Origin of the sequence: Nonomuraea fuscirosea (genome assembly GCF_003001935.1) — a bacterium.
Lineage (GTDB): Bacteria > Actinomycetota > Actinomycetes > Streptosporangiales > Streptosporangiaceae > Nonomuraea > Nonomuraea fuscirosea.
This window is the reverse complement of the sequence record NZ_PVNG01000019.1, coordinates 16,563-26,945: the sequence shown is the minus strand read 5'-3', so window position 1 is coordinate 26,945 and position 10,383 is coordinate 16,563. Positions and strand designations below refer to the sequence as shown.

Below are 10,383 nucleotides of genomic sequence, written 5' to 3'. Positions count from 1 at the left end.
GCGAGCTTCGGGACGGCGCTCCGCCGCAGCTTCCGCAGGCAGCCCAGGACTTCCTCAAGGAGTGCCACCGGAATACGGCAGAAACGGGCCGCGCAGTTGATCACCGGTCGTTAGCCTCGCTTGGTTCGCGCTGGTTGGTGGCGGCTTCCGGGGGTCTGGGTTGGCGTCGATCGATCGGACTGCGTACCCGAGGTTCGCACGGGCGGTGTCGGCGCGGGAGTTGACGGAGGTGTTCACTCCGTCGGTTGTCGAGGTGGAGTGGGCTCCGTGTTGGCCTTGACCGTGCTGCGAGAGCGTGAACAGCGACGCGTGCTCGCCGACTTCAAACGCCTGCACATCGCGCACCAACGGCTGCGCACGTCCGCTAGCCGCGTGAAAGCGCCCTTCGTGAGGAGGCCCGCGAGCTCAACCAGCAGTGGCGCGACGCCTGGGACGACAGAACGTCGGCCGTGCAACGCCTGACCACCCATCTGGTGCAGGAGCGAATCGCCGCGGTGGCCAGTGGCGCTCCCATTCTAGACGCGCCGTCCGAGCCCCAGGCTGGGGACGACATCGCCGAGGCGCTCCACGACGTGGTGCAGGTCGTAAGGGAAGAGATCACGCGACGTGATGCCCAGCACGCCGACCGCCGCGAGGCGCTGCGGCAGGTTCCGGTCGCTCTCGCCCGGCGCGTACAGCCCTCCGCTCATCGCATCCAGGAGTCTGCCACACGCCTGGCCGACGCCCGGATCAGCGACGAACTCGTCCAGGAAACGATGATGCGCATCGACCACGCCGCAGCCCAGCAAGCACGTGCGGCGCAGAGCCTGGCCGTGCTCTGCCGCGAGTGGCCGGGTCAGCAGTGGCCGGACCCGATGGCGTTCGTCGAGGTCGTCCGCGCCGCCTCAGGCCGCATCGTGGACTACCGCCGGGTCAAGGTGATCGGCGACCGCACCCTGGCCGCCGCAGCTTCGGTGGTGGAGCAGCTCATCCATCTGGTGGCCGAACTGCTGGCGAACGCGACCTCGTGTTCCCCGCCCACCACCCTGGTCGAGGTCGAGGTCCGGCAGGTACAGCGCGGCGCTGTGATCACCGTCGACGACGGCGGCGTCGGCCTCGATGAGCACCGGCTCGCCGCCTACACCTGTACCGCTTCTTAACTGGTGCATGTGGTCTGAGCTGGGTGTTTCTTCGGAACAGCTAGGCGGCTCGGTGGTACTCGTTGATGGCTCCGCTGAGCACCCTCCGGCGCTGAACCCGGCCTTCCAGCGGCACCACGGCGTCCTCGTCTTGATCAGGTGGGCGTTGCCGGCGGGACTGGTGCGGGCGGTGCGCGTTGTAGTGCTCGACGTACTCGTTCAGGACCGATCGAGAGTGGCGTTCGTCGTAGATCAGCATGCGGTCGGTGCATTCGGCTCGGACGGTGCGGATCCAGCGTTCGGCGTAGCAGTTGGCTCGGGGCGTTCGTGGCGGTGTCTTCATCACCGTGATGCCCTGGCTGGTGAAGATCTCGTCGAAGGCGGCGGTGAACTTGGCGTCCCGGTCACGAATGAGGAACCGAAATGACGTTGCCTGACGGCCGAGATCCACAAGCAGATTTCTCGCCTGCTGAGCCGTCCAGGCGCCTGTGGGGTGAGTGGTGACGCCCAGGATGTGCACGCGTCGCGTTTCCACCTCCATCACGAACAACACGTACAGGCGCTTCAGGAAGACCGTGTCGACGTGGAAGAAGTCACAGGCGAGCAGTCCCTTCGCTTGCAGCCGTAGAAACGTCCGCCAAGTGGTGTCGAAGGTTCGTGGCGCCGGACTGTGCCGGTGTGAACGCAGGATCCGCCGCACGGTCGCCGAGCTGACCTGCAGACCGAGCTGAACCAGTTCACCGTGGACCCGCCGGTATCCCCATCTGGGGTTCTCGCGGGCCAGGCGGAGGACCAGATCCCGGGCCTCTTTACTGGTTCCGGGACGGCCGGTGCGGTGGGGGTAGGTCCAGGAGCGTTTGATCAAACGACAATGCCAGGCCAAGAGGGTACCTGGGGTGACCAGCCGAGGCGCGCGCAGCACCGACGGCAGAACGCGGGCCAAGGCCGCCAGGAGCACTCTATCGGCCCAGTCCGGCTTCGGCCGCACCACCTGACGCTTCAGCACCGCAACCTCGTGGCGGAGCACCATGATCTCGACATCCTTGGACGCCTGGCTACGCCCCAGCAACACCAGCCAGCCGAACACCCGGATCAAGCTCAGATACGGCAGACGCACCGACACGAACTGCGATCTTGCCCGTAGGGCCTGTGGAGGTCAAAGCCGCAGATCAAGCACCACGCGATGAGTTATGAAGCGGTACAAGCTGCAGAAGCCGCGGTCGGCGGTCAGCAGCAGCTCGGGCGTGAGCCGTCCGTACAACGAGTAGGCGAGGGTCTGCTCACTGTCCCAGCAGCCCGAGGCATCCGCCGCGACGATCGCATGCGAGGCACACTCACTGATCGCCATCACTCTGGCCTGCGGATACACCGTCTCGTACCCGCCCGCGCTTTCGTTGGGGAACCCCGCCAGGTTCGCCGCTGTGGCTTTGGAGGTCTCCACCAGCACCGTTTGTAGGTCAGTGCTGACACCACCCGGACCAGGAGGGCACCCTAGTATTGGTGGGAGTTGACACCACCCTGGCGGGCGCAAGCGGAGCGAGTCCGAGCAGATTGAGCGGAGGGGGCGCATGTCGGCGACGAAGCTCCTGGTGCTCGGTATCGTGCACCTCTCCGGCGGCGCGCATGGATACCAGGTGCGGTCCGAACTGCAGAGCTGGCATGCGGAGATTTGGGCCAAGATCAAGCCCGGCTCGATTTATCACGCGCTGAAGAAGGCGGCGGCTGATGGCCTCCTCACCGAACACGCCGAGCCGGGCAACTCCGGGCCGGAGCGCGTTCTGTACCGCGTGACAGCTCGGGGACGTGACGAGATAGTCGAACTGGTCCGCGACGGTCTGCGGCGCACCCATGACCCCACCATGCTCGACGCGTCCATCGCCATGTTGCCCATGCTGACCAGGACAGATGCCATCGCGCACGTTAACGAGCGGGTCGCGCGCCTGGAAGCGGAGCTCGTAGAGCAGGCCAAGTGGCGGGAGAACCCGAACCCCGACATTCCCGAACACGTCCGCGATCAGGCCGAACTGTGGGCGGGACACGCACGCACCGAACTGGAGTGGGCGAAGAACCTGAGCAAACGACTGTCTGAGGGCGCCTACACCATGGCCGATGATCCGGGTTCGTGGCGAACGGTCCCCGATCCCCTCAAGATGCGCTTCTAATCAACCTTGACTAGACGCTTCCTCCTCGTGCACTCTGGCCAAGTAGTCAAACTTGACTAGCTCAACCAATCCGTTCGCAACACCGAGAGAAGGACTCGAACCCATGGGAAAGCTCGCGATCGAGACGAGAGGGTTGAAGAAGAGCTTCGGCAAGACCCACGCGGTCGCCGGTGTGGATCTGGCCGTGAGCGCCGGTGGCGTGTACGGCGTGCTCGGTCCGAACGGGGCGGGCAAGACCACGACGATCCGCATGCTGGCCACGCTCCTGCGCCCCGATGCCGGAGAGGCGCAAGTGCTCGGTTACGACGTCGTGCGTGACGCCCGGGCGGTGCAGAGCAGGGTGGGCCTCACCGGGCAGTTCGCGTCGGTCGACGAGGACCTCACCGGGGTGGAGAACCTGTTGCTGCTCGCCAGGTTGCTCGGCTACTCACGCCGCCGAGGCAGGGAGCGGGCGGCCGACCTGCTCGACGCGTTCGGTCTTGCCGAGGCGGCCGACCGGCCGGTGAAGAAGTACTCCGGCGGGATGCGCAGGCGCATCGACATCGCGGCGAGCCTGGTCGTCACCCCCGAACTGATCTTCCTCGACGAGCCCACGACCGGGCTCGACCCGCGCAGCAGGAACCAGGTCTGGGAGATCGTCAGGGGCATGGTCGCCGAGGGCGCCACCGTGTTGCTGACCACGCAGTACCTCGACGAGGCCGACCAGCTGGCCGACCGGATCGCGGTGATCGACCACGGGAAGGTGATCGCCGAGGGCTCGAGTGGCGAGCTCAAGGCATCGGTCGGTGCCGGCTCTCTGCACGTACGGCTACGTGCGCCCGAGCAGCGGGCCGAGGCCGAACGGGTCCTCGCCGGCGTCCTCGAGGTGCCGGCCGAGCCGTCCGCCGACCCGGCCGCGCTGTCCGCGCGGATCTCCGACCCCGAGCGGGTCGCCCGCGCCCTGGCCGAGCTGTCCCGCAGCGGCATCGACGTCACCGAGTTCGCGCTCGGTCAGCCGAGCCTGGACGAGGTGTTCCTCACCCTGACCGGACACGCCGCCGAGGAGGATGCCGCATGAATACCACGACCGCGGAACAGGCGTCGGCGCCGGTCACCGAGGACGCGCTGCGCAGTGTGCTGTTGGCCGGCGAGCGGCCGTCGCGCCCCGGCCCGGTGCTCACCTCGCTGACGTTCGGCTGGCGCGCTTTGCTGAAGATCAAACACGTGCCCGAGCAGCTCGTCGACGTGACCATGTTCCCGATCATGTTCACGCTGATGTTCACCTACCTGTTCGGTGGCGCGCTCGCCGGGTCGACTCAGGAGTACCTGCAGTTCCTGCTGCCGGGCATCCTGGTGCAGGCGAACGTCATGATCACCATGAACACCGGCATAACGCTGAACACCGACATCCAGAAGGGGGTGTTCGACAGGTTCAGGTCACTTCCGGTGTGGCGACCGTCACCGCTGGTCGGCGCCCTGCTCGGCGATGTGATGCGCTACTCGATCGGGTCGGCGATCGTGATCACGCTCGGACTGGTCCTAGGGTTCCGGCCGGAGGGTGGCGCCGTCGGCGTGGTGCTGTCGGTCGCGCTGCTGCTGGTGTTCTCGTTCTGCCTGTCGTGGCTGTGGACGATGCTCAGCCTGATCCTGCGCACGCCGAACTCGGTGGCGGGGGTCAGCATGATGGTGATGTTCCCGCTGACGTTCGTGAGCAACATCTTCGTGGACCCGAAGACGATGCCCGGGTGGATGCAGGCGGTCGTCGAGGTCAACCCGATCAGCCACCTGGCGACCGTGGTACGCGGCCTGATGCACGGCTCGGTGCCCGCCGGGGAAATCGGCTGGGTGCTCGTCTCGTCCGTACTTCTCCTCGCGGTCTTCGGTCCCATCACCATGGTCCTCTACCGCAACAAGAAATAGATCCCGCTACCGCGAGCACTTGGTCGACATCAACTCCGACAACCCGGCCCACTCGGCCAACGCCATCACCGGTACCAGGCCCGGACACGACAAGGAGAGCCGAATGAGCACCATCCCCAAGAACAACTCGGAAACCGTTGCGCACACGCCCGGGCGGGCGAGCAGCATCGGGGTCTGGATTCTGCAAGTCGTGCTGGCGGCGATAATCGCCGGCGGCGGAATCTCGAAGCTCGCCGGCGACCCGGTCATGGTGGACATGTTCGCCGACATCGGGGCTGGCCAGTGGCTCCGGTACCTGGTCGGAGCGCTGGAGGTCGCGGGAGGGGTTGGACTCCTGATCCCGGCTCTGGCGGGCCTGGCCAGTCTCGGGTTGGCGGCATTGCTGACCGGTGCTGTCATCACCGATCAGTTCGTGCTCGAGCAGAGCCCTTGGCTGCCGCTCGCCTGTCTCGTCGTGGCGGCCGTGATCGCAAGGGCGCGGTGGTCGCGCACCGAGGCCGTCGTCGGCACGCTGCTCAGGCGCTGAGACAAACCTCTCGAACGGAGATGTGAGATGAACGAGATGGACTTTCGCGTGACATCAAACGATGGCACCACCATCGCCTACGACCGGAAGGGAAGCGGCCCGGCTGTCGTCCTGGTAGGCGGCGCGCTGGACGACGGAGCCGAGAACGCTCCCTTGGTACCTGCTCTCGCCGAGCACTTCACGGTCTACAACTATGCCCGTCGGGGACGCGGCGCGAGCGGCTTCACCGAGCCCTACGCCGTGGAAAGAGAGATCGAGGACCTGGATGCGTTGATCGCGGAGGCGGGTGGCTCGGCACACCTGTTCGGGGCGTCCTCTGGTGGCGCGCTGGCGCTGGAAGCCGCCGCGGCCGGGTCAGCCATCGACACGATCGCCGTGTGGGAGGTGCCCTACGCGGTCGGGGACGACATACGCCCGCGATTCGAGGAGTACATCGCGGACACCCGACGCGCCTTCGACGCCGGGCGAGACGAGGAGGTTCTCGAACTGTTCATGCGCCTGTCCGGCGCTTCCGACGACAACATCGCGGCCAGGAAAGCGGCAGGCAAGCAGACGTCGCATTGGGCGGATTCGGTCGCCCTCGCGCCCACGCTGGTCCACGACAGCGTCTTCCACAACCGCTACCAATTGCCGACCGATCGACTGGCAACGGTCACCCAACCGGTCCTGGTCACCACCGGAGGACCGATCACGGTCCCCTACATGGCAGGCCTGCCCTCGGACTTCTTCGACCGCGCAGCCGACGAGCTTGCAGACCTACTACCCCACGCTCAACGGGAGACCCTCGACGGGCCGGATCACGTCGTCGACCCACAGACCATCGGCCCACTATTGCTACGGTTCTTCAGCAGCGAACACTGAGAGGCCCGCGAGGTGGTGCGGGAAGACCGATGAGGCACCGCGCAAGCAGATCTTCGTCGCGCCAGGGACACGGGGCGGACAGGTGGTGCCGAGGTTGATGTCGTCGGCGGCATCACAGGCCTGATCCTGGGCGTGCTCGTCACCAACGTCTTCGTCGCCACGCAAGGCCGGGCCGTCGTACTGACCTGGGCTTCAGTGGGACTCGACCTGGCCTACTCGCGGCTCATCGGCTCCGTCGTCGGTCGTACCCCGCACTCCGGGCCGCCTCAGTACCGCCCACCGAAGCCCTGCGCAGCACATGACCAGGCACCTCGGCAGGGCCAGTGATTCCGGGCTGTGGTCGCATGCGGTCACCGTTCCCGGGCGGTGGCCCGGTGCCGAAAGTCGTGCCCACGGCGTGCTCACGTCAGGAGTGCCACCGATGACGCAGCCGCGTTCCCGGGTCGACCTGTACGCGGCGATCCGAGGGGATGCCCGATCTGGGATGTCCAACCGCGCGCTGCAGCGCAAGCACGGCGTCGGCTTCCGAACCGTGACGGCGGCGCTGGAATCTGCATGGCCGAAGGAGAGAAAGCAACCGCCCAAACGCGGCTCACGGCTTGACGCGTACCGAGTGGTGATCGACGACTGGCTGCGCTCGGACCTCGACGCGCCGCGGAAGCAGCGACACACGGCGAAGCGGATCTTCGATCGACTGCTTGACGAACATGACGGGGCCGGGGTGGTGTCGTACTGGATGGTCCGCGAGTACGTCGCCACCCGACGCCGTGAGATTCGCGTCGAGGTCGGACGGGAACCTGCCAACGCGTTCATCCCGCAAGAGCACCTCCCGGGCCGCGAGGCCGAGGTTGACTTCGGCGACGTCGCCATCCGCCTGCGCGGCGAGCTCGTAACCTGCGCGCTGTTCAGCCTTCGGCTCTCCTGCTCGGGCAAGGCCGTGCACAGGGTCAGTGCCTCGGCTGGCAGGAAGCCTTCTTCGAGGGTCACGTCCACGCCTTCAACGTGCTCGGCGGGGTGCCGACCGGGAAGATCCGCTACGACAACCTCAAGGCCGCCGTCGCGAGCGTGATCGGGTTCTCCCGCCAGCGGGTCGAGGCCGACAGGTGGACCGCCGTCCGTTCCCACTACGGCATCGAAGCCTTCTATTGCCAGCCCGAATCCAAGGTGCGCACGAGAAGGGCGGCGTCGAGGGGCAGATCGGCTGGTTCCGACGCAACCACCTCGTCCCCATCCCAGAAGTCGACTCCCTAGACGAGCTCAACGCTATGGTCGACGCCTGGGACGAAGCCGACGACGCCCGGCGGATCGGGTCCCGCGCCCGCACGGTCGGGGAACACTTCGCCACCGAACAGCCACTCCTCGCGCCCCTTCCGACCGAGCCGTTCGAGACCGGCCGCTGGTTCACCCCGCGCGTGGACCGGTACGCCCAGGTCACGGTCCGGATGAACAAGTACTCCGTGCCCGCGCGCATGGTCGGCCGTCAAGCCCGGGTGCTCCTGAACGCCAGCGACCTGGTCGTGTTCGACGGCAGGACCGAGATCGCCCGCCACGAACGGCTCATGACCAAGGGCTCGACCCGGGTCGACCTGGACCACTATCTCGAGGTCCTCCTCCGCAAACCGGGCGTGCTACCCGGTGCGAAAGCGCTGGAGCAGGCCAGGGCATCCGGGCGGTTCACGCCCGTTCACGACGCCTGGTGGGCCGCGGCCTGCAAGGCCCACGGTGACGCCGACGGCACCCGTGCCCTCATTGAGGTCCTGATGCTGCACCGGCACCTTCCACACGACCACGTCGTCGCCGGACTCGCGACGGCGCTGCGTGCAGGCGCGCTCACCGCGGACGCTGTCGCGTTGGAAGCGCGCAAGTACAACGACACAGCAGATGGCGGAGCCGACGACACGACAGCGGACCACCAGTCCCTGATGAGCGGCGACAGGGCACGCGGAGAAGGCGAGATCCCTGCCGTGTGATCGCTGACCGAGCGCCGGCTCCGCGCCCACATCCCGGCCGACACTCGGCCGCTGCCGAGCGTGGAGAAGTACGACCAGCTGTTGGCCAGCCGACGTGACACCCCGAACGAAGGAGCCGCACCGTGACCACCAAGCGCCGTGGAATGACCGAAGAAGCAGCCGACGCCGCGATCGACCAAGCGTGCCGGATGCTGCGAATGCCCACCATCCGCAACTCCTTCACCGACTACGCCGACCGGGCAGGGCGTGAGCAGATGTCTTACCGCGGGTTCCTCGCCGAACTATTGCTTGCCGAGTGCGACGATCGCGCCCGACGCCGGTCCGAACGCCGGATCAAGGCCGCCAAGTTCCCCCGCGAGAAGTCCCTGCGGGCCTTCGACCTCGACGCCAACCCCAACATCGATCCCGCCGTGATCCACACCCTCGCCAAGTGCGAATGGGTCCAGAAGGGACAGCCGCTGTGTCTGATCGGGGACTCCGGCACCGACAAGTCCCATCTGCTGATCGCACTCGGCACCGAGGCCGCCATGGCCGGCTACCGGGTCAAGTACACCCTGGCGACCCAGCTTGCCAACGAGCTCGTCGAGGCCGCCGACGAGATGACGCTGGCGAAGACCATCGCCCGCTACGGCCGCGTCGACCTGCTGTGCATCGACGAACTCGGCTACATGCCTTAGATTCAAAGAGTCAAGGCAACACATTGGGCCGGGGTTCGGTAGCCGAGGCACTTGCGGGGACGGTTGTTCAGCCGGGCTGCGAGGGCGTCAAGGTCGGCTTGGCTGTACAGGCTCAGATCGGTGCCCTTCGGTAAGTACTGCCGGATTAGCTTGTCGGTGTTCTCGTTCGTGCCCCGCTGTCATGGGCTGCGCGGTGCCGCGAAGAAGACGTCGATGCCGGTCGCTTCGGTGAGCAGCTGGTGGCCGGCGAGTTCCATGCCGCGGTCCCAGGTCAGAGTGCTGCGTAGGCGAGCATCCATCCGTGCGAACGCCTGCTGCAGGGCGGGGATGACCGTCGTGGTGTGACGGCTGGGTAGCGCGACCATGGTCAGGTAGCAGGACTTGCGGTCGACCAGCGTCGCGATCTGGCTGTTTTTGGCTCCGACGATGAGGTCGCCTTCGAGGTGGCCGAGCTCGGTCCGGGCGTCGGCTGCCTCAGGCCGTTCCTCGATCGGTTGTGCCCCGGTGATCTGGGAACGCCACTGGCCCTTGACCGTGTTCTTCTTGTTCTTGCGGATGGGACGGCGCGTGCGCAGCTTGGTGCACAGCTCACGCGGGATCAGCTTCCACCGGGTTGTGTAGATCGCGCGGTAGATGCTTTCGTGGCTGATCCGCATGAGCGGGTTGCCGGCGTGCGTCAGCCGCAGATGTCCCACGATCTGCTCCGGGGACCACTCGTTGTCGAGGAGTTCGATCACCAGCCGGCGCAGCACTGGGTTGTCCTGCAGGGCGGACGGTTTCGGACGGCGTGCCTGCTCTTGGGCGCGTTGCTCGGCAGCGATCCCACGGTACTTCGCTCGGCCGCCGTTGCGGGCACCTCCCGGCTCACCGTGGATGCCGGGCGGCCGATCGACACGGCGATCGACCGTAGTGAGGCTCCTGCCTCCAGGCCGCGGGAGATCGATTCCCGCTCCTCGGCGCTCAATCGGTCGGCCCGGCGCACCCGCGCGGCCGGCGCGATGCCGCCATGGTGCTTCAGCACCGTGAAAACCGACCCCGGAGGCTTGCCCAGTGCCCGAGAGATCACGCTGATTGACTCACCCGCGCGCCACCGCCGCCACAAGTCCTCTTTCATCGCGTCCGACATCCCCGGCCGACCCATCCGAGCCACGATCCACCCATCCACTTGCA

Annotated in this window: 11 protein-coding genes and 1 pseudogene; 8 read left to right on the top strand and 4 right to left on the bottom strand. The window is 66.8% G+C overall.

The annotated features are described in order from the left end of the window. Positions 1-449: 449 nt before the first annotated feature. A complete protein-coding gene (locus tag B0I32_RS56805; RefSeq protein ID WP_146178461.1) occupies positions 450-1,139 on the top strand; it encodes a histidine kinase in 690 nt (229 codons plus the stop codon). Between the two features lie 40 nt (positions 1,140-1,179). Here the strand turns inward: B0I32_RS56805 and B0I32_RS37150 are convergent, their stop codons facing one another. Both B0I32_RS37150 and B0I32_RS37145 read right to left on the bottom strand, forming a co-directional pair. Next, a complete protein-coding gene (locus tag B0I32_RS37150; protein WP_106247763.1) occupies positions 1,180-2,241 on the bottom strand; it encodes an integrase core domain-containing protein in 1,062 nt (353 codons plus the stop codon). A 33-nt stretch (positions 2,242-2,274) separates the two neighbouring features. Next, positions 2,275-2,565 carry a hypothetical protein gene (locus B0I32_RS37145; protein WP_106247762.1) on the bottom strand — a complete coding sequence of 97 codons (291 nt, stop codon included), beginning with the start codon at positions 2,563-2,565 and terminating at the stop codon, positions 2,275-2,277. A gap of 121 nt (positions 2,566-2,686) precedes the next feature. On the opposite strand from B0I32_RS37145, the gene B0I32_RS37140 reads away from it, so the two are divergent. The 7 genes and pseudogenes from B0I32_RS37140 to B0I32_RS37110 all read left to right on the top strand — a co-directional run bounded on the left by B0I32_RS37140 (position 2,687) and on the right by B0I32_RS37110 (position 9,213). Next, positions 2,687-3,280, top strand: coding sequence for a PadR family transcriptional regulator (locus tag B0I32_RS37140; protein ID WP_106247760.1), 594 nt, complete (start codon positions 2,687-2,689; stop codon positions 3,278-3,280). Between the two features lie 103 nt (positions 3,281-3,383). Then, on the top strand, positions 3,384-4,337 hold the full coding sequence (locus tag B0I32_RS37135) for an ATP-binding cassette domain-containing protein (RefSeq protein ID WP_106247758.1): 954 nt from the start codon (positions 3,384-3,386) through the stop codon (positions 4,335-4,337). Further along, the gene (locus B0I32_RS37130) at positions 4,334-5,179 is read left to right on the top strand and encodes an ABC transporter permease (protein WP_106247757.1); all 846 of its coding nucleotides are present in this window, start codon (positions 4,334-4,336) and stop codon (positions 5,177-5,179) included. Before B0I32_RS37135 ends, B0I32_RS37130 begins: the two co-directional genes overlap by 4 nt. Positions 5,180-5,282: 103 nt before the next feature. Beyond that, positions 5,283-5,705, top strand: a complete 423-nt coding sequence (locus tag B0I32_RS37125) for a DoxX family protein (RefSeq protein ID WP_106247755.1) — start codon at positions 5,283-5,285, stop codon at positions 5,703-5,705. Between the two features lie 27 nt (positions 5,706-5,732). Continuing rightward, positions 5,733-6,566 (top strand): alpha/beta fold hydrolase, encoded by an 834-nt coding sequence (locus tag B0I32_RS37120; protein WP_106247754.1) that lies wholly within the window; start codon positions 5,733-5,735, stop codon positions 6,564-6,566. Positions 6,567-6,987: 421 nt separating this feature from the next. Then, positions 6,988-8,662: pseudogene (istA, locus tag B0I32_RS37115) on the top strand (IS21 family transposase). Continuing rightward, positions 8,659-9,213, top strand: coding sequence for an ATP-binding protein (locus B0I32_RS37110; protein ID WP_281262643.1), 555 nt, complete (start codon positions 8,659-8,661; stop codon positions 9,211-9,213). The pseudogene istA and the gene B0I32_RS37110 overlap by 4 nt, the downstream one beginning before the upstream one ends. A 179-nt stretch (positions 9,214-9,392) precedes the next feature. On the opposite strand, the gene B0I32_RS59140 is transcribed toward B0I32_RS37110, so the two are convergent. Beyond that, the gene (locus B0I32_RS59140; protein ID WP_245956278.1) at positions 9,393-10,034 is read right to left on the bottom strand and encodes an IS30 family transposase; all 642 of its coding nucleotides are present in this window, start codon (positions 10,032-10,034) and stop codon (positions 9,393-9,395) included. Then, positions 9,947-10,327 (bottom strand): helix-turn-helix domain-containing protein, encoded by a 381-nt coding sequence (locus B0I32_RS61815; RefSeq protein ID WP_219912202.1) that lies wholly within the window; start codon positions 10,325-10,327, stop codon positions 9,947-9,949. The genes B0I32_RS59140 and B0I32_RS61815 overlap by 88 nt, the downstream gene beginning before the upstream one ends. Positions 10,328-10,383: the final 56 nt, after the last annotated feature.

Coding starts and splice junctions, on each gene's coding strand:
- B0I32_RS37125 (WP_106247755.1), top strand. CDS start 5,283: ATGAGCACCATCCCCAAGAACAACTCGGAAACCGTTGCGCACACGCCC.
- B0I32_RS37140 (WP_106247760.1), top strand. CDS start 2,687: ATGTCGGCGACGAAGCTCCTGGTGCTCGGTATCGTGCACCTCTCCGGC.
- B0I32_RS37120 (WP_106247754.1), top strand. CDS start 5,733: ATGAACGAGATGGACTTTCGCGTGACATCAAACGATGGCACCACCATC.
- B0I32_RS37130 (WP_106247757.1), top strand. CDS start 4,334: ATGAATACCACGACCGCGGAACAGGCGTCGGCGCCGGTCACCGAGGAC.
- B0I32_RS61815 (WP_219912202.1), bottom strand. CDS start 10,327: ATGAAAGAGGACTTGTGGCGGCGGTGGCGCGCGGGTGAGTCAATCAGC.
- B0I32_RS37135 (WP_106247758.1), top strand. CDS start 3,384: ATGGGAAAGCTCGCGATCGAGACGAGAGGGTTGAAGAAGAGCTTCGGC.